We start from the raw sequence: 18248 nt of genomic DNA, 5'->3' as shown, positions 1-18248 counted from the left end.
GAGAGGCACATGCAAGGGCCGTTGGCGTCACTCAAGGTACTGGATTTCTCCACCCTGCTACCGGGGCCGTTCGCTTCGCTGCTGCTGGCAGACATGGGCGCCGATGTACTGCGCATCGAGTCCTTGAGCCGCATGGACTTGCTGCGGGTCCTGCCGCCTCATGACCAGGGCGTATCGGCCAGTCACGCCTATCTCAATCGCAACAAGCGCAGCCTCGCCCTGGACCTGAAGCAGCCCGAGGCCCTGGAGGTGGTGCGGCAACTGGTGCAGGACTACGACATCGTCCTCGAACAGTTCCGCCCGGGGGTGATGGAGCGCCTGGGCCTGGGCTACGAGGCCCTGAAGGCGATCAATCCACGGCTGATCTATGTGTCCATCACCGGTTACGGTCAGACCGGGCCATACAAGGACCGCGCCGGACACGACATCAACTACCTGGCCCTGGCCGGCCTGGCCAGCCAGACCGGACGTAGGGACCAGGGGCCACTGCCCCTGGGGATCCAGGCGGCGGATATCGCCGGTGGCTCCCTGCATGGGGTGATCGGTTTGTTGGCAGCGGTGGTCGCCCGCCAGCACAGCGGCCAGGGCCAGCATCTGGATGTGAGCATGACCGATTGTGCGTTCAGCCTGAACGCCATGTCCGGTGCTGGCTACCTGGCTTGTGGGGTAGAACCCGGGATGGAGCAGCAGGTGCTCAACGGCGGCAGTTTCTATGACTATTACCGTACCCGCGACGGGCGCTGGTTTTCGGTAGGCAGCCTGGAGCCGGTATTCATGCAGCAGTTGTGTCAGGCACTGGGGCGCCCGGAGTTGGCGGCCCAGGGCCTGTCGCCCGTGCCGGAACAGCAGCAGGCCCTCAAGCAGGCCCTGCAGATCGAGTTCGAGAAGCATGACTTCGCCGAGCTTTGCCAGTTGTTCTCGGGCGTCGATGCCTGTGTCGAGCCCGTGCTGAGCCTGGCCGAGGCCGTGGTGCACCCGCAGTTGCAGGCTCGCCAGTTGGTCAGCCAGGTGCCTCGGGAAGACGGCACCGTGCAGGCGCAGATGGCTTGTCCGCTGAAGTTTTCCGCAGGCTTGCCCGAGCCGCGGCATATAGGGGCCAGGTTGGGAGCTCACTCGACCGAGGTCCTGACCGAGTTGGGCTATGAGGCTGAGCGGATCGAAGCGCTACGGCGTAATCGGGTCATCGCCTAGGTGCAGGCGTGCGCTCACTCGATCCGGGTTTCACCGCTGTAGACCAGGATCTGCCGGCAACGCCGGCACAGGTAGCGGCGGCCCTGGGCCACGAGTTTGTGGCGCTGGGCGGAGAACGGGAAATCGCTCTGGGCACAGGGGCAGCGGTAGATATAGCGGGTCACGCTGCGCCGCTGCACCTCGTAGGTATGGCAGCGATTGGGTGGCAGCTCGTACACCCCGCGCATGATCAGTTGCCACTCCTCGCCATGGGGCTGGATGCGGTCGCCGAACAGTTGATGGGCAATCAGGTGTGCCACCTCGTGGGCCACGGTCTGCTTGAGGAAGTCTTCGGCGTTTTCCCGATACAGCTGTGGATTGAAGCGCAGCAGGTTCTCGTGCAAATGAGCGACTCCGGCTTTCTGGCCGCGTAACTTGAGGCTGACCACCGGGCGTTTGAAGGAACGTTTGAAAAAGGATTCAGCGAGTAGGAAACAGTCTTCGACGCGGGTATTGAGTTGCTCGGGCATGCTTGGCGGTTCTCCAGAGCGGCTGAGTATGCCGCAAAGAGCGTGGAATCCGAATCGCCCAGGCGCCGAATGGTCATCGAGCCATCGCTGCGCAGAACCCTGAAATAGGCAGGCCGCCTTGCGGCGGCCTGTGCTGGCAGACAGAGGATTATTATTGGTGCGGCGTCAGTTGGTGTAGACGGGGCCGACGCCCAGGCCCCAGACAATCACGGTGAATGCCATGATCGCCACCAGTACCACCAGTCCCACCGCGAGCACCGAGCTGGAAAACAGGAATCCCTCGTCCGATGGGATGTTCATGAAGGTCGGCAAGCCGACGTAGAGCAGGTACACCGTGTAGCAGATGGCTGCCGTCCCGACGATCATCCCCAGCCACATGTGCGGGTACAGCGCCGCCAGGCCGCCGACGAATAGCGGTGTCGCGGTGTAGGTGGCGAACGCCACGCAGCGTGCCAGGCTCGGGTTGGCGTCATAGGTACGGGCCATCCAGTGGATGAAGGCCCCCATCACGGCCACGCCGCCCAGCATGGCCAGGTACGACATGATGGTCATCCACAGGGCGCTTTCAGCGGTCAACATCACCGGCGCGCGGCTGCCGATGACCCAACCGACCTGGGTGGTGCCGATAAAGGCCGAGACCGCAGGGATCGCCGCCAGAATCAGCGTGTGGGTGAGGTACATGTGGCTGATGCTTTCCTCGGCATCGCCACGGATGTCTCGCCATTCCTGATCGGGGTGGGTGAAGAGTCCTACGACATGATGAATCATGGTCAGTCACTCCTTTATCGTTGCCATTGCCCCCCAACGGAGCGCTTACAGCCAAGTGGCACAGTCGGTACAGGTCTGTATGTGTGTGCGACCTTATGTCGCAGTATAGGGAGGAGTTTTCATCAAGTGTGTGCAGCTTTAGAGCAAATTGCGCTGTAAACGCCTGGGCTAATTGCCAGTGCCTCTGTTGCCTGGGCGGTAGTGGCCGCTGCTCGGGGGCGCTTTCATGGGGCTGGTGTTTTTGCGTAAAATGCTCGGCTTTTCGTCACACACCTCGCGGATTCCAAGCGCCATGGGCACTCTTACGGTCAACCAGAACAAACTGCAGAAACGCCTTCGCCGACTGGCGGGCGAAGCGGTCGCCGATTTCAACATGATCGAAGAGGGCGACAAGGTCATGGTCTGCCTGTCCGGCGGCAAGGACAGCTACACCATGCTCGATGTGCTGATGCACCTGCAGAAGGTGGCGCCGATCAAGTTCGAGATCGTCGCGGTGAACATGGACCAGAAGCAGCCGGGCTTCCCTGAGCACGTACTGCCGGCCTACCTCAAGGAACTGGGGATCGAGTACCACATCGTCGAGAAAGACACTTACTCGGTGGTCAAGGAGCTGGTGCCCGAAGGCAAGACCACCTGCTCGCTGTGCTCGCGCTTGCGCCGTGGCACCTTGTACACCTTCGCCGACGAGATCGGCGCCACCAAGATGGCCCTCGGGCACCACCGTGACGACATCGTCGAGACGTTCTTCCTCAATATGTTCTACAACGGCTCGCTCAAGGCCATGCCGCCCAAGCTGCTGGCCGACGACGGGCGCAACGTGGTGATCCGCCCGCTGGCCTACTGCAACGAGAAGGACATCCAGGCCTATTCCGATCTCAAGCAATTCCCGATCATTCCCTGCAACCTCTGCGGCTCCCAGGAGAACCTGCAGCGTCAGGTGGTCAAGGAAATGCTTCAGGAGTGGGAGCGCAAGAGCCCGGGACGTACCGAGAACATCTTCCGTGGCTTGCAGAACGTCATCCCGTCGCAACTGGCGGACCGCAACCTGTTCGACTTCACCAGCCTGCGTATCGATGACACGGCCACGCCGCGCTTCGTCAACCTGGTGAACCTCTAAGGCCAGCGTTGTGCCGTGCCTCCAGGAGAGCAGGCACGGCGCTTTCGTTCATGCCCCTGGCTGGCGGGGGATGAAGGCCATGTTGCCTTGCGCCGGCTTCTTGGCCAGTCGTTCGCCATTGGTGGGAAGGGTCGGGACCAGCTGGTGATCCTGGCCCAGGTAATCGAGCAACTGCGGCCCTTTCTTGCTCTGTGCCACGAAGATCAGCGTACGTTGGGGATCCCAATGCTGGCCGCTGGTCTTGTCCAGCCAGGCCATGAAGTCGGCACTGCTGCCGGTCTTCGGGAAGTCCTGGGTTTGCGCCACATAGTAGAACGGCGTCCCCTGGTTCTGCAGGTACATCGGCAGCTTGTTATCGACCTCCACCATCACCATTCGCCACTGGTTCCAGGGGGCGATGCGACTCGCTTCGCTCCTCACCTGCGCCGCGAACTGGATCACCCCGCCGCCCCCGTTGCTCCAGGGATAGGCGATGCCCAGCACCAGCAGCATGACCATGGCCGCGCTGGCAAAGCCCAGGGTCCAGCCACGGCGTCGATCCTTGCCGCTGGCGCGTCCTTGTTCCAGGCGTCGGCTCAACCACCAGGCGGCCAGGAGCTGGGCAAAGGGTACAAGCGGCAGGACATAGTAGCTGCGCCGGCTGCCACTGGCGGTAAAGAACAGGAACAGCAGGCCCAGGGCCCACACCAACCAGCGTTCATTCGGTTGCAATTGGCGCCAGTGCCTGGCCGCCACCCATAGCGCGAGAACCCAGCAGGGAGCCCAGGGCAAGGTGTAGAGCGGCAGGTAGATCAGGTAGGTGTAGATCGGGCCGACATGGTCGAACGGATCGAAGAAACGCACCACGTTTTCGCGAAATACCAGGCTCAGGCCGCTTTCTCCCGAGTTTGGGGTGCCGTACAGGTGCGAAAGCATGAATGGCGTCATGTAGAGCAGCCCTGCGATCAGCAGGGCCAGGCATAGGCGCAGGTTGAGATGGCGTTTCCAGCGCCCTTGGTCGAGCAGGTGGGGCAGCAGGACCAGCCCCGGCAGGACAAAACCGATCAGGCCCTTGAACAGGGAGGTGGCCGCCAGTAACAGGAAGAACACGGTGTAGCGCCCTAGCCGGGTGTCCTCGGGGCCGCGCCAGTACCACCATACCGCGGCCAACACCCCGCACACCGTGAGAATGTCGGCGGTTGCCACCCGGGCCCAGAAGGCGAAATAGAAGGTTGTAGCCAGCATCCAGCCGGCGATCAGGCCGGTGCCTTTGCGAAACAGCTGCTCGCCCAGCAGGTACACCAGCCAGATGCTCAGCCAGGCGGCGAGTACCGAGGACAGGCGCAGCGACCAATGTCCCAGTCCGCCCGTCAGCCAGGTGCTGGCGACAATCAGCCAGTAGGAGGGCAAGGGCTTGTCGTAATAGGGGCTGCCTTTGAGGTAGGGGTCGAAGTAATCACCGCTCTGCAACATCTGCAGGACGATGTTGGCCCAACGGGTTTCAGGGCCCCATAGCTCGCGCGAGCCGAGGCCAAGGAGCAGGATCAGGGCAGACACGCCGAGCAGCAGGACCAGGGCCTTGCGCTCACTGTTGCAGATCTTCATGGATACAGTTCCGTGGAGGAGGCCGGGAGGAGCGGTATTGCATCGCCGTCAGGGCGGCTTGAAAAAACGCCAGCACCGACCGAAGCCGACGCTGACGTCGTGAGGTATCAGGCAGCGGCAATCAAGGCTGGGCCGATGGCAGGATCATGATGACCATGTTGCCTTGCGTATAGCGCTTGCCACCTGTGGGAAGCAGGGCGATCTCCTGGTTTTCCAAGACATCCTTGACTCGCATGACTACGCCGACCGTCCCCTGCTTGCGTGCTTCGTTCATCCATTGGCCGATGTTGGCCATGCTGACCTTGCGTTGTTCCGAATCAGAATATGTCAGGCCATATTTCAATTCGCCTTCAGTGTTGTATAGCGTCACGTCCGGGCGCCGCAGACGCCAGGCCAGGGCGGAGGCCGCCCCCAGATCGTTGCTCAGCAATGTCGTGGTCTGCTTGAGTTCCTCCAGGTGTTCCTTGATGAACTGGTCGGGCATCTTGTTATGGACGATCACGGCGGGCATGCCTGCGGGTAGCAGCGCCACCAGCAGCCAGATCCCCAGGGCTGGTGCGGCCCAGTACTGCAAGGGCCTGGAGGCGGGCAGCAGGTTGGCGATGATCCAGCCCATGAGCATGATGAACACTAGGGACAGGCTGAGCATTTCATCGTGTTCGTATACGGGGCGAGTGATCTGCAGTACGACCAGCGTGATCAGCGCTCCCACGCCAATCAGCAGGTTGAGCAGGCTATTGAGACGAACCTCTCGGGTCTTGCCAGCGCCGATTCGCTCGATTAGCGCATGCGCCATGAGAATGGCCAGGGGCAACAGGCACGGCATGATGTAGGTCGGCAGCTTGCCACGGCTGAGGCTGAAAAATACCAGTGGCAGCAACATCCACAGCAGCAGGAAACCGCTTGCAGCCTGGCGCTTGTCCTTCCAGGCCTGGATCATCGTGCCAGGCAGCAGGGCGGCCCAAGGCAGGCTGGAGGCGGCCAGCAAAGGCAGGTAGAACCACCAGGGACGGGTGTGCTGGGCATTCTCGGCAGCAAAGCGGCGGATGTGTTCATGCCAGAAGAAGAAGCGCCAGAAGTCCGGTTCATGGGCATGGATGCTCAATACCCAGGGCAGGCTGATGAGGATGGCGACCGCTACTGCGACCAGGCCATAGCGCAGCAGCTCACCGAGACGGCGCTGCCACAACATGTAGGGCAAGGCGATCAGTACCGGTAGTAGCCAGGCCAGGAAGCCCTTGGTCATGAAGCCCATTGCGCAGGCGGCGCCCAGCAGGGCCCAGGCCAGCAAGCGTGGGCGAGTACTCCGAGCATCCAGGGCAAACCACAGTGCGACCAGGCTCAGGTTGACCCATAAGGTGAATTGCGGATCGAGGTTGGAGTAGCCGGCTTGCCCGGCAATCAGGCCAAAGCTCATGTACAGCAAGGCGGCGGCAAAGCTCTTGCGTGGGTCGTTCCACATTCGGCGGGTGATGAGGAAGGCCAGGATCACGCTCAAGCCCGTGCTTACAGCTGAAGCGATCCGTACCCCGAACAGGTTGTCACCGAATACCGCCTGGCCGATCGCGATCATCCAATAGCCGGCAATAGGCTTTTCGAAATAACGGATGCCCATGAAATGAGGGGAGACCCAGTCGCCGCGCAGGAGCATTTCCTGGCTGATTTGTGCATAGCGGGTTTCATCGGGGATCCACAGGCCGTGGGCGGTCAGTGGCAACAAGTAGAACAGGCCGAAGGCGAGCAGCAACAAAGGCAGTGCCCAGCGTTGGAGGATGCCGTATGTACTCCCGCCCACGGTATAGCCAGATGACGTGGTGCTTGATCCATAAGCTTGGGGTGGTGACGTGCGGTGCATTTGTGTCCTCGAAGTCGTCGGCAGATAGCCTGGGTGTTACTTGCAGCAAGTGCTACTGGTAGACCTGCTATTGATGTTGAATCTGTAGTTTCTCAAGCCGCAAAAGTTCGAGGCCATCGCACCGCTCTGGTGATGTGATCCCGTTGTAAGTTCTGTTGCTCGCTGTTCTGCTTAGTACAAGAATGGATAAAATCAATTAGGTAACTAACGAGTGTGTCTATTTGCTGGGAAAAAACTGTTGAGATGTTGTAAAAAAGCGTTACAAGTTGGTCGGTGAGTGTTCGATGGCCTGCTGCCAGTCTTCGGCACTGATGGTCCCCAGTATATGCAGCGTACCGTCACTGTTTTGGGTAACGAACAGCGAACTGTTGTACTTACTATGCAGGGCATGTTCGAAACCCAACTGGCTTTCCAGGTCGCTGATGCAATCACTGTGGGTGATCAATACCAAGTTACGCCTGGCGTTCTTGTGCGCCTTGATCACATCGCCGAAATCCGCACCGCAGTTGAGTAGCCAATCCTGGGTCGGCACTGCTTGGTTGAACATCATGTCTGCTGTCTGTCGGGTGCGAGTGGCCGGGCTGCTGACGATATCGGTGGTTTCCAGGCCGAGTGAGCGAAACGCCCGGCCCAGCCCGCTGGAGGTGGTGCTGCCAAGCTGGGTGATGCCGTCGGCGGGGCCCAGGCAGGGATTGGCGGAGCGGTCGCACCGTTCGGCATGGCGTACCAGGGCGATTACCTCGCCGCTTTTCCAGTGGCGGTAGACGCCAGCGCTTTCCATTTGGTTGCCAACACCCAGGTCCAGAGGCGTTCCGGGCCACAGGACGAAACCGCTGACGAGGGCAGCGAGGGTTATCGCACTCGCCCAGGCGATGATCCTGCGGGATCGGCTTAGCGACGGACGCTGGGGAGGAGTACCGGGTTTAACAGTGTTGATCACTTCGCTTACCTGAACTGTTTTTGGATAAGGACTTGTCATTCGGGTTGGAGCTGGTGTTCTGAAAAAGACCGGTGTCGGGCCCGCCTTGCAATGGATGGCCAATTTAGGACCGGGCAAGTAGGCGAAGAGTGAAAGCAATGTGAAAAAAACGAATGAGCGATAGAGACTAGTTAAGAGTCTGACAGCCGTCGTTCAGGTTTTGACTGGATCAATGCTTTTTCGCCGGGCACGCACCACTGTTGACTGGTGGTCTTAATCGTTGTGGTAATTGCCGGGTGAACTGTATCTGATCGGAAACAGTGGGTGAGAAATCCCCGCATTTAGTTCAGCTTATTGTCAGCTTGAATGATTGCGCGGGATGAACAGGGAAGTTCCCTGCCCGTTGCGGGCAAGGAATCATGGAAGCGCCAGGGGGGCAGTATTCAGTGATTGACCGTGTAGGCCAGCATTGCCGACAACTGGCAGAGCGGACGGCCGCTTTCCTGTTGCCATTGATTGAACACATCTTGTACCAGGGCCTGGTCGCGTTTGCTGCTGGGGACCTTGTCGATGATGTTCTGGGCATTGAGGGCGGCCACCACGTCCCAGGTGGGAATGAACGTGTCCTTGCCCACCATGCGCAGGAAGCGTGGAGCCGATAGTCCGCCCAGCTGATTGCCATGCTTGGCCAGGTACTGCCACAGCCCGGTGATGTCCTGTACCGGCCAGTCGGCGATGAACTGACCGAAGCTTGCGTGCTGCTGTTCCACATCGAGGATCATCTGGGCGTTGCGGGGCACGCTCTTGAGCTTGCCCAGGTGACGAATGATCCGTGTGTCCTGCATCAGGCGCTCAAGGTGCTCGGCCCCCATCAGCACCACCTTGTGAGGGTCGAAGCCGAAGAAAACCTGCTCGAAGGCCGGCCATTTGGCGTCCACCAGGCTGTGTTTCAGTCCGGCGCGAAACACTCGCAAGGCGAGGGTCGACAAATAGCGGTCGGCACTCAAGGCGCGTAGGGCGTCGTCGCTGGCGGGAGTCGGTAGCCGCTCCTCAAGGGCCGCTACGGAGCCGAAGCGGTTGAGACAGTATTCGTTGAGCCATTTGTAGTCGTGCATGCCTGCTCCGGGTCGGTTCGCAAGTGTCGTTCAGCGGGTTGCCCTGCAAGGTGGGTGGCAGGGTGCGGTTACAGGCACCCCGGGTGTGCAAGATTCCGGGGCTGCCTGGAGGCCGGATCAGGCCGGGTTGGCACCTTCGCCAGCAAGCCTGCGGTTGAGCTGGAAGCGCCAGCGTACGTAGAGCAGTGATGAGGTGAACACTGCAAGGCTGGCGAACATTTCCAGCAGGCCGAACATCTGGCGGTTGGGGTCGTAGGCGGCCAGGGCCCCCTTGATGAAGTACAGGTTGACCACGAAGCACATCCACGAATGGCCGCGGGCACTGCCGCTGAGCATGCCAGGAGCCATCAGCAGCAGGGGGATCAGCTCGATCAGCAGGATTACCCAGGGGCGGGCCCCGTGCAGGTCGGCTACCAGCAGGTAGTAGATGCCGAGCAGGCCCACCAGGCCAAAGAAACACACCAGGCTAAGGATGCGGGCAATCCGCACCCGGGGTTCCAGCCACTGTACTTCGGGCAGGATCTTAGGCTTCTTGGCCACGGTCGTTCCCCAGCTTTTGCGCGGTTTTTGCCACGCGCAGGCCCAGGGCCCGGCACAGCGCGATCTCATGTTCGTCCAGAGGGCTCTTACCGTCGGCACCGGCATGATGACTGGCGCCATAGGGAGTACCGCCGCCACGAGTCTCCAGCAGGGCCGATTCGCTGTATGGCAGGCCGGTGATCAGCATGCCGTGGTGCAGCAGTGGCAGCATCATCGACAGCAGGGTGGCCTCCTGGCCGCCGTGCAGGCTGGCTGTGGAGGTGAACACGCCTGCCGGCTTGCCCACCAGGGCTCCGGTCAGCCACAGGTTGCTGGTGCCGTCGAGGAAGTACTTGAGTGGCGCGGCCATGTTGCCGAAACGGGTAGGGCTGCCCATGACCAGGCCCGAACAGTGCTTCAGGTCGTCGAGGCTGGCATAGAGCGCTCCGCTGTCGGGAATCGCGGGTGCCACGGCTTCGCATTCGGCGGAAATGGCCGGGACAGTCCGCAGGCGCGCTTCCATGCCTGCCTGCTCGATACCCCGGGCGATCTGCCGGGCCATCTCGCTGGTGGAGCCGTTGCGGCTGTAGTACAGGACCAGGATGTACGGGGTGCTCAAGGCAGGATCTCCAGTACATTTTCTGGGGGACGACCAATGATGGCCTTGTCGCTGGTCTCCAGGACCGGTCGCTCCATGAGTTTCGGATGCTGGGCGATGGCAGCGATCAGCTGTTCTTCGCTGAGGCTGGTATCAGCCAGGCCCAGGCTCTTGTACTCGTCCTCACCGGTGCGCAGCAACTGGCGTGCGCTGAGGCCGAGCTTGCCCAGCAGAGCGTGCAGGCGAGTGGCATCCAAAGGGGTTTCCAGGTAGCGGACCACGGTCGGAGCCAGGCCGCGTTGTTCCAGCAGCTCCAGTGCCGCGCGGGATTTCGAGCAGCGTGGGTTGTGATAAAGCGTCAGGTCGGTCATGTGTGGGTCGCATCTTGCGTAAGGTGGCGGCTATTCTACCCGTGCGACCGGCTCTCCTGAACCTCGAGAGTCGATAGGTCGCAGCGATTATCGTCAGGTGATCATCTTTTAGACACGTTCAACGACAGGAAACAGGCATGACAAGGCAACTGGCTGCAGTATTGGCGATCATCACAACCCTGCTGCTAAGTGGTTGTGGCAACGATTACGGGGTCGACCAGCATGGCCAGAAAGTCGCTGCCGAACGCCTGGACAAGCAGTGGCTGGTGCTCAACTACTGGGCGGAGTGGTGTGGGCCATGCCGCACCGAGGTTCCCGAATTGAATGCCTTGAACGAGCAGCTCAAGGGGCAGGCGACCGTGCTGGGGGTCAACTTCGATAACGTGCAGGGCGAGGAGCTCAAGAGCGCCAGTGAGAAGCTGGGGATCAAGTTCACCGTGCTGGCCCAGGACCCGGCGCAGGTCTTCGACCTGCCGCGCAGCGAAGCGCTGCCGGTGACCTACATCATCGATGATAAGGGCAAGGTGCGTGAGCAGTTGCTGGGCGAGCAGACCGCGGCGGGAGTGCTGGCGAAGCTACAGGCCTTGCGCGGCCATTGATGGGCAAGCCTGTGTTATCACAGGCTTACTGTCAGCCTTCTTCCAGCCACCAGCGTAGCGGCTTGCCTTCGGCAGGCCAGAAGCGCACTTGCTCGATGGGCGAGATATCCCAGCGTTCGACGGTCTGCAAGGCCTGGAGAAAGCGTCGCTCCTGCTCCATCAACGCCGGAGCGCAGAGCTTGCGGGTGCTGCCGATCTTGCCGAAGGTGAGTTTTTCGCCATCCAGGGTATAGGGTGCGAACCAGTGGTTGCAGCCGCCATTGCCATAGGCCCGGCCATCCTCGCCGAGGGTGATGGTCAGGTGGCTGTAGTCGATGAGCGGGCGTTCACCGATCCATTCCAGGATATAGCTGCGATCCTGCTGCAACTTCAGCGGTTCGGCGGCGCAACCCAGCAGGCCGGCGCCGAATGCCACGGCCAGCGCCAGGCGTTTCATTGGCCGCTCTGCCGGCATTTCGGGCACAGGTGGCGCTCGCCTTCACTGCTCCAGCCAAGTTCGGCAATCCGAGCGCTGGCGGCGCTCTTGCGGGCCTTCTCGCCAAGCTTGGCGTCCACTGCGAACTCGAAGTCCAGTTGCACGGCGCAACTGTCGCAATTGACCTGCCATTGATGAATGGCCAACTCACCGAATACCGGGCCGCTGGCCACCGCGACCCATTGGCCGACCGGGTTGATCAGGTGGCGGACGGTGTCCACGGTCAGGCGCATGGACAAATCCTTGCTGCCTTTGAGGGTGACCACCAGCACGTCGTTGGCACGGATCGAGCCACCGTTGCCGGTGACTTGATAGCGGCCCGGTACCAGGGCACGGCATTCGATCAGGGTGTGTTGCGGGCTCATCAGGGTGTAGCGGAAATCGTGTTCGACCATGGGTCCTCCAAATCTGCCGCGTATGCTAGCACGGGGCCTGGCGTCTCAGGTCGCGGGCTGGCGACCTTCGATCAGGACACGGCGCCGGCTTCAGCCATGGACCAGGTTCTGTGGTTGCCCCGCGATCCAACTGGCGATGTTGTGCAAGGTGGTGTCGGCAATCGCCGCCAGGGCTTCGCGGGTCAGAAATGCCTGGTGCGCGGTGACAATCACGTTGGGAAAGGTCAGCAGCCTGGCCAGGACGTCATCCTGCAACGGCAGGTCGGAGCGATCTTCGAAGAACAGTTGGGCCTCTTCTTCATAGACATCCAGGCCCAGGTAGCCCAATTGGCCGCTCTTGAGAGCCTCGATCAGGGCGGGGGTATCCACCAGGCCGCCGCGACCGGTATTGATCAGCATCGCCCCTGGCTGCATCTGCGCCAGGCTCTGCGGGTTGATCAAGTAGCGGCTGGCGTCGGTAAGCGGGCAGTGCAGGCTGATGATCTGTGCTTGGGCCAGCAGTTCCGGCAGTTCCATGTAGCGCGCGCCCAGGGCTTGTACCGCAGGGTTGGGGTAGGGGTCGTAGGCCAGCAACTGGCAGCCGAAGCCGGCCATGATGCGCGCGAACGTAGCGCCGATCTGCCCGGTGCCGACGACTCCCACGGTCTTGCCCACGAGGTCGAAGCCGGTGAGGCCGTGCAGTGTGAAATCGCCTTCGCGCGTCCGGTTATAGGCCCGATGCAAACGGCGGTTAAGCGCCAGGATCAAGGCCACGGCGTGCTCGGCCACGGCATGGGGCGAATAGGCCGGGACCCGCACCACATCCAGGCCCAGGCGTTTGGCTGCGGGTAGATCGACATGGTTGTAGCCCGCCGAGCGCAAGGCGATCAGCCGTGTGCCGCCGGCAGCCAGTTGTTCGAGCACCGGTGCGCTCAAGTCGTCGTTGATAAAGGCACAGACCACTTCATGGCGCTCGGCCAGGGGCGCAGTATCCAGGCTCAGGCGGGCGGCCTGGAATTGCAGTTCGATGCCGGCCGGCAGAGGGGCGTCGAGAAAGCTCTCGCGATCATAGTTCTGGCTGCTGAAAAGAATCGTACGCATGGCTGCATCCTTGTTCGAAGGCGCCCAGGATGATGCCGGGACGCCGGGCGGTTCTTGCCCTGGATCAGGCCTTGACTCGTGCTTCGCTGTTCAGGCGGTCGATGGCATGGTCCAGCTCGTCCAGGGCAGCGAAGGCCTTGGCATCCTCCTGCTTGAGCAGGGTTTCGCTGCGCTGGCAGGCGGCACGCAACTGCGGTACTCCGCAATATCGGGTGGCGCCGTGCAGCCGATGGACCCGTTCGATGAGGGCGCTGTGGTCATTGGCTGCTCGTGCGGCATTGATCGCCTCGCGGTCGGCCTCCAGGGACGCCAGCAGCATGGCCAGCATGTCGGCTGCCAGATCGGCTTTGCCTGCTGCCAGGCGCAGGCCTTCTTCCTGATCCAGCACCTGCAGCTCCAGGCTCAGTTCCTGGCGTTCGCCGGGGCGCTCTGTCCCCTGGTTGCGCAAGGCCAAGCCGGTCCACTTGAGAACTACCTGGGCCAGCTGGCGTTCGCTGATGGGCTTGGTCAGGTAGTCATCCATGCCGCTTTGCAGCAGGGCGCGCTTTTCGTTGGCCATGGCGTGTGCCGTCAGGGCGACGATGGGCAGCGGCGTACCGTGGCGCTCGCTTTCCCATTGGCGGATGGCCTCGGTGCTTTGCCGACCGTCCATGCCAGGCATCTGTACGTCCATCATTACCAGGTCGAACGGCTCCTGCTGGATGGCATTCAAGGCGGCAAAACCGTTGTCCACCGCCTGGACCTTGGCACCCATGTCCTGGAGCAAGGTCTGGATCAGCAGCAGGTTGGCCGGGTTGTCATCTACGCACAGCACGCGCGGGGCACGGCTGGAGATACTTTCTTCCGGCTCAGTACGAGGTCGGCGTGGCGTGACCAGGTCGGACAGCGCCCGGCGCAGCTTGCGAGTACAAGCAGGCTTGGCCTGCAACTGGCTGTGGGGATTGGGCACTGACAGTTGGAAGAGCGACTGTTCGGTGGTCGGGCACAGGACAAGCACCTTGCAGCCCAGGTGTTCCAGGTCCCAGATGTGCTGGCTCAGGCGTTCGGGCGCCATGTCGTTGGTGGTGATGCCGAGCACCGCCAGGTCAATGGCCTGGTCGCTCTGATGGACGCCGGTAATGCCGTTGGTCAGGGCTTCCAGGGTATTGAAGGGTGTTACTTCCAGTCCGCAGTCTTCCAGCTGGTGCTGCAAGGCCTGGCGGGCCAGCTCGTGGTTTTCCAGGACGGCCACGCGTCGTCCCAGCAGTGGCGGAGCAGGCAGGTCCTCGGCGTCGTCGCGAGCCTTGGGCAGGCTCAGGCTGATCCAGAACTCGGAACCTTCCCCAGGCGTGCTGTCGACGCCGATCTCGCCACCCATCTGTTCGATCAGGCGCTTGGAAATCACCAGCCCGAGGCCGGTACCGCCGGGTTGCCGCGACAGCGAGTTGTCGGCCTGGCTGAAGGCCTGGAACAGGGCGCGGACATCCTGGTTCGACAAGCCGATGCCGGTGTCCTGGATGCTGATACGCAGTTGCACGCTGTCTTCGTGTTCTTCCTCGAGCATGGCCCGGGCGACGATGGTGCCTTCGCGGGTGAACTTGATCGCGTTGCTGACCAGGTTGGTGAGGATCTGCTTGAGGCGCAGCGGGTCGCCCACCAGCGAGAGTGGCGTGTCGCGGTACACCAGGCTGACCAGCTCAAGCTGCTTGGCGTGGGCCGCTGGAGCGAGGATGGTCAGGGTGTCTTGCAGCAAGTCCCGCAGGTTGAACGGGATGTTGTCGAGGACCAGCTTGCCGGCCTCGATTTTCGAGAAGTCGAGGATTTCGTTGATGATACCCAGCAGGCTGTCGGCAGATTTCTCGATGGTGCCCAGGTAATCCAGCTGGCGCGGGGTCAGTTCGCTTTTCTGCAACAGGTGGGTGAAGCCGAGGATGCCGTTGAGCGGCGTGCGGATTTCGTGGCTCATGTTGGCCAGGAACTCGGATTTGATCCGGCTGGCTTCCAGGGCCTCCTTGCGTGCCAGGTCCAGCTCGATGTTCTGGATCTCGATGGTCTCCAGGTTCTGGCGCACGTCTTCCGTGGCCTGGTCGATGCTGTGCTGCAATTCTTCCTGGGCATTTTGCAGGGTGCTGGCCATGCGATTGATGCCCGAGGCCAGGTCATCCAGCTCCTGGCTGCCCAAGGGTGGCAGGCGGGTTTCCAGGTTGCCGTCTTTCAATTGCGTCACGGCTAGCTTGATCTGGCTCAGCGGGTTGTTGATGGTCCGTCCCATGCGCACCGCCAGCAGGGCAGTGAGGGCCAGGCCGGAAGCGATCAGCAGCAGGCTGGCGAACAGGCTGCGATATCCACGCAGCAACATGCCGCTATGGGACAGCTCCAGCTCTACCCAGCCCAGGAGGCGGTCGGACTCATCGGGAATCAGATCGCCCGCAAGATTGCGATGACGGCCGAAGACTGGCATCTGGTAGCGGGTCGCGTCGTTGCCGCTGCGTTGCACCATGTGCGTGCTGTTACCCGCTGGTGCTGGATTGAGCATGCTGGGCCCGGCATGGGCGATGAGCGTGCGATCCGGGGCCAGCAGCGATACCGCGCGCACGTCCTCTTGTTCCAGGGCCTGGGTGGCGATGCGCTCAAGCATCTGGGTATTGCGATTGCCCATCGCCGGTGCCACCAGCGAGGCCAGTTGCTCGGCGATCATTTCTCCGCGCTGCAACAGTTGAGTCTGCAGGTCAGAGAGCTGCATCCAGGTGAAGTAGCCGCCCAGCACCAGGGCCATCAGGCTGGTGGGTAGCAAGGTCAGCAATAGTACGCGGCCTTTGATTCCCAGTTTCTTGAGCACGCAACTCTCCTGCTTCCACGCGATTTTGATAGGTCGAAGGGCACGTCCATGATGTGCCGCTTGCGCAGTGTAACGATTTGCCGAAGGTCAATCTTGGCAAATTGTTTCGTCGACGCTGGCAGGAATTCAGAGGCGTGAGCAATCAAGGCATTGGTTGCCGTGATTCGGGCAATCTTGAATAATCGCTCAACTGAGAATCACTTGCACAAGCCAATGACTCCCGTATCTGTTGATCCGCCCCGTATCCTGGCCATTGAAGACGACCCCATACTCGGTGCCTATGTGCATGAGCAACTGGAGCGTTGCGGCTTTGCCGTGACTTGGTGCCGTAACGGCCAGGAAGGGCTGGACGTTGCTCTCCAGCAGCCTTTCGATGTGTTGCTGATGGATATCCTGCTACCGGGGATGGATGGGCTGACGGTGCTGACCCATTTGCGCAAGAGTCACTCGACCCCGGTGTTGTTGATGTCTGCCCTGGGAGCGGAGGCCGATCGCATCAGCGGTTTTCGCCTGGGAGCCGACGACTATCTGCCCAAGCCCTTCAGCATGGCCGAGCTGCGGGTGCGGATCGAAGCCATACTGCGGCGAGTGGCCCTGGATCGCCGACCCATGCCGCTGGCCCCCAGCAGTTGTGTCCAGAACCTGCGTTTCGATGATGAGCTGTGCGATGTGTTCTTTGCCCAGCAATGGGCCGGTCTGACTCGCAGTGAATATCGCTTGCTGGAGACGCTGCATCGCAATGCCGATGAAGTCTTGAGCAAGGCCTTCCTCTACCAGCATGTATTGCAACGAGGGTACGCGGCCCATGATCGCAGCCTGGACATGCACGTCAGCCAGATTCGTCGCAAGCTCAAGGCCCTGGGCTACGGCGAGCGTGAGCTGCGTACTGTATGGGGCAAGGGCTACGTATTGAGTGCCGCCGATGAACTGGCCTGAGCTACCGGGCCGGCATTCGGTATTCTGGAAGCTGGCATTGCTGCTGGTCGCTTTTTGCCTGCTGATGATCTGGCTGAGCTGGTCCTGGGGGCGCTATGTCGAGCAAAGGAATCTCTACCTTTCCGATGAGGCCCGGGCCACCCTGGGGGCTTATGCCCGAGAGGCCGAGCAGGCCTGGAAGAGCGGCCAGCAAGCCGGCGTCGACGTCTGGATCCAGCAAATGGCCGGCCGGGAGAAGACCTGGGTCGGGGTCATCGGCAGCGACCTGCAATCGTTGAGCAGTTATCCCTTGAAGCCGATGGAGATCCAGCGCCTGACGTTCCTGCGAGGCGCCGACTGGCCGGTGAGCCGGCATGCCCGGAACTTGCCCTGGCTGAAGATCGCCTTTCCCGATGACCCCTCTGCCGGCAGCCTGGTGATCGAGCTGCCCCAGCGCTTCATGCCTGGCCGTTATCGGCTGTTCTGGCAGGTCATGACCAATGGCGTGATCCCTGGTTTCTTCACCTTGCTGCTATGTGTCGGCCTGTACCGCCTGCTGGTGGTGCCGCTCAACCAGCTGCGCGAACAGGCCAATGCCTGGCGAGCGGAGCAGCTCAATGTCCGGCTTTCCAGCGAAACCACCTTGCGCAAGGATGAGCTGGGGGAATTGGGGCGGGCTTTCGACCAGATGTCCGAGCGCTTGCAAAGTACCGTCGCGACGCAACAGCAGCTGTTGCGGGATCTGTCCCATGAGCTGCGCACCCCCTTGAGCCGGTTGCGGGTGGCCTGTGAAGGTGAACAGGACTTGTCGGCCTTGCGCGAGCGCCTGGGGCGCGAGATCGACGGTATGCAGCGCCTGGTGGAAGACAGTTTGCAACTGGCCTGGCTGGATACCGAGCGGGCACCCCTGGCCGAGGAACAGATCCAGGTCCAGGCGCTGTGGGAAATGCTCAGCGAAAATGCCTGCTTCGAAAGTGGCTGGTCACCACGGCAATTGCGCTGCGAGCTGGTGGGCGATTGCTGGGTGCGCGGGCACCTCAATACCCTGGCCCAGGCCTTGGAGAATGTCCTGCGCAATGCCATCCGGCACTCTCCTGCCGGTGCCCAGGTCACGCTGGATGGGCGGCTCGAAGGGGAGTACTGGCACCTGTGGCTGGATGATCAGGGCAGTGGGGTGGCCGAGCAGGACCTGGAGCGGATTTTCGCAGCGTTCACCCGCCTGGATGGTTCGCGCCCAGGAGATGGCGGCTTCGGCCTGGGGTTGAGCATTGCGCGCAATGCGGTGCATCGCCAGGGCGGGCAGATCTGGGCGCAGAACCATGGACAAGGATTGCGTATTCACCTGCGCTTGAGAGCCGCAGCGTCGCAGGTTACAGCCTGACGCCAGCCGCTTGGGGGCTTATGCGAATTAGCCATAAGG

At 61.6% G+C, this 18248-nt stretch carries 18 protein-coding genes; 5 read left to right on the top strand and 13 right to left on the bottom strand.

The features are described from left to right. Nucleotides 1-9: 9 nt before the first annotated feature. Nucleotides 10-1191 carry a CaiB/BaiF CoA transferase family protein gene (locus tag ATY02_RS27255; protein ID WP_068587553.1) on the top strand — a complete coding sequence of 394 codons (1182 nt, stop codon included), beginning with the start codon at nucleotides 10-12 and terminating at the stop codon, nucleotides 1189-1191. Nucleotides 1192-1205: 14 nt separating this feature from the next. On the opposite strand, the gene ATY02_RS27250 is transcribed toward ATY02_RS27255, so the two are convergent. Then, on the bottom strand, nucleotides 1206-1700 hold the full coding sequence (locus ATY02_RS27250) for a SprT family zinc-dependent metalloprotease (RefSeq protein WP_068587550.1): 495 nt from the start codon (nucleotides 1698-1700) through the stop codon (nucleotides 1206-1208). Between the two features lie 165 nt (nucleotides 1701-1865). Then, nucleotides 1866-2468 carry a Yip1 family protein gene (locus ATY02_RS27245; protein ID WP_068587548.1) on the bottom strand — a complete coding sequence of 201 codons (603 nt, stop codon included), beginning with the start codon at nucleotides 2466-2468 and terminating at the stop codon, nucleotides 1866-1868. Between the two features lie 292 nt (nucleotides 2469-2760). Here ATY02_RS27245 and ttcA point away from each other — a divergent pair, with 292 nt between their 5' ends. Continuing rightward, entirely contained in the window at nucleotides 2761-3585 is an 825-nt protein-coding gene (ttcA, locus tag ATY02_RS27240) for a tRNA 2-thiocytidine(32) synthetase TtcA (RefSeq protein WP_068587546.1), read from the top strand. Nucleotides 3586-3633: 48 nt separating this feature from the next. On the opposite strand, the gene ATY02_RS27235 is transcribed toward ttcA, so the two are convergent. From ATY02_RS27235 to arsC, 7 genes are all read right to left on the bottom strand, one after another. Beyond that, nucleotides 3634-5169: an ArnT family glycosyltransferase gene (locus ATY02_RS27235; RefSeq protein WP_068587544.1), complete on the bottom strand. Its 1536-nt coding sequence runs from the start codon at nucleotides 5167-5169 to the stop codon at nucleotides 3634-3636. A 121-nt stretch (nucleotides 5170-5290) separates the two neighbouring features. Continuing rightward, the gene (gene arnT, locus ATY02_RS27230) at nucleotides 5291-7024 is read right to left on the bottom strand and encodes a lipid IV(A) 4-amino-4-deoxy-L-arabinosyltransferase (RefSeq protein ID WP_083236071.1); all 1734 of its coding nucleotides are present in this window, start codon (nucleotides 7022-7024) and stop codon (nucleotides 5291-5293) included. Between the two features lie 259 nt (nucleotides 7025-7283). Beyond that, nucleotides 7284-7805: a histidine phosphatase family protein gene (locus ATY02_RS27225; protein WP_228022225.1), complete on the bottom strand. Its 522-nt coding sequence runs from the start codon at nucleotides 7803-7805 to the stop codon at nucleotides 7284-7286. A 581-nt stretch (nucleotides 7806-8386) separates the two neighbouring features. Continuing rightward, nucleotides 8387-9058, bottom strand: coding sequence for a DNA-3-methyladenine glycosylase I (locus ATY02_RS27220; RefSeq protein WP_068587539.1), 672 nt, complete (start codon nucleotides 9056-9058; stop codon nucleotides 8387-8389). A 117-nt stretch (nucleotides 9059-9175) separates the two neighbouring features. Next, nucleotides 9176-9598 carry a DUF2069 domain-containing protein gene (locus ATY02_RS27215; RefSeq protein ID WP_068587537.1) on the bottom strand — a complete coding sequence of 141 codons (423 nt, stop codon included), beginning with the start codon at nucleotides 9596-9598 and terminating at the stop codon, nucleotides 9176-9178. Beyond that, nucleotides 9582-10196 carry an NAD(P)H:quinone oxidoreductase gene (gene wrbA, locus ATY02_RS27210; RefSeq protein ID WP_068587535.1) on the bottom strand — a complete coding sequence of 205 codons (615 nt, stop codon included), beginning with the start codon at nucleotides 10194-10196 and terminating at the stop codon, nucleotides 9582-9584. The genes ATY02_RS27215 and wrbA overlap by 17 nt, the downstream gene beginning before the upstream one ends. Continuing rightward, nucleotides 10193-10546: an arsenate reductase (glutaredoxin) gene (arsC, locus tag ATY02_RS27205; RefSeq protein ID WP_068587533.1), complete on the bottom strand. Its 354-nt coding sequence runs from the start codon at nucleotides 10544-10546 to the stop codon at nucleotides 10193-10195. The genes wrbA and arsC overlap by 4 nt, the downstream gene beginning before the upstream one ends. Nucleotides 10547-10683: 137 nt before the next feature. Here arsC and ATY02_RS27200 point away from each other — a divergent pair, with 137 nt between their 5' ends. Continuing rightward, entirely contained in the window at nucleotides 10684-11145 is a 462-nt protein-coding gene (locus ATY02_RS27200; RefSeq protein ID WP_068587531.1) for a TlpA family protein disulfide reductase, read from the top strand. A 31-nt stretch (nucleotides 11146-11176) separates the two neighbouring features. On the opposite strand, the gene ATY02_RS27195 is transcribed toward ATY02_RS27200, so the two are convergent. From ATY02_RS27195 to ATY02_RS27180, 4 genes are all read right to left on the bottom strand, one after another. Next, nucleotides 11177-11581, bottom strand: a complete 405-nt coding sequence (locus ATY02_RS27195) for an META domain-containing protein (RefSeq protein ID WP_068587528.1) — start codon at nucleotides 11579-11581, stop codon at nucleotides 11177-11179. Next, nucleotides 11578-12015, bottom strand: a complete 438-nt coding sequence (locus tag ATY02_RS27190; RefSeq protein ID WP_068587525.1) for a hypothetical protein — start codon at nucleotides 12013-12015, stop codon at nucleotides 11578-11580. Before ATY02_RS27190 ends, ATY02_RS27195 begins: the two co-directional genes overlap by 4 nt. Nucleotides 12016-12105: 90 nt before the next feature. After that, nucleotides 12106-13095: a 2-hydroxyacid dehydrogenase gene (locus ATY02_RS27185; RefSeq protein WP_068587523.1), complete on the bottom strand. Its 990-nt coding sequence runs from the start codon at nucleotides 13093-13095 to the stop codon at nucleotides 12106-12108. Nucleotides 13096-13159: 64 nt separating this feature from the next. Continuing rightward, nucleotides 13160-15913, bottom strand: a complete 2754-nt coding sequence (locus ATY02_RS27180; protein ID WP_068587520.1) for a response regulator — start codon at nucleotides 15911-15913, stop codon at nucleotides 13160-13162. A 213-nt stretch (nucleotides 15914-16126) separates the two neighbouring features. Between ATY02_RS27180 and ATY02_RS27175 the strand changes: the two genes are divergently transcribed. Together ATY02_RS27175 and ATY02_RS27170 are read left to right on the top strand one after the other, a co-directional pair. Beyond that, on the top strand, nucleotides 16127-16849 hold the full coding sequence (locus ATY02_RS27175; protein WP_068587518.1) for a response regulator transcription factor: 723 nt from the start codon (nucleotides 16127-16129) through the stop codon (nucleotides 16847-16849). Further along, complete coding sequence (locus ATY02_RS27170; RefSeq protein ID WP_068587516.1) at nucleotides 16836-18209, top strand: sensor histidine kinase; 1374 nt, start codon at nucleotides 16836-16838, stop codon at nucleotides 18207-18209. The genes ATY02_RS27175 and ATY02_RS27170 overlap by 14 nt, the downstream gene beginning before the upstream one ends. Nucleotides 18210-18248: the final 39 nt, after the last annotated feature.

This window comes from Pseudomonas sp. BIOMIG1BAC (assembly GCF_001705995.2).
GTDB lineage: Bacteria > Pseudomonadota > Gammaproteobacteria > Pseudomonadales > Pseudomonadaceae > Aquipseudomonas > Aquipseudomonas sessilinigenes.
This window is presented reverse-complemented; position numbering and strand designations above follow the sequence as displayed.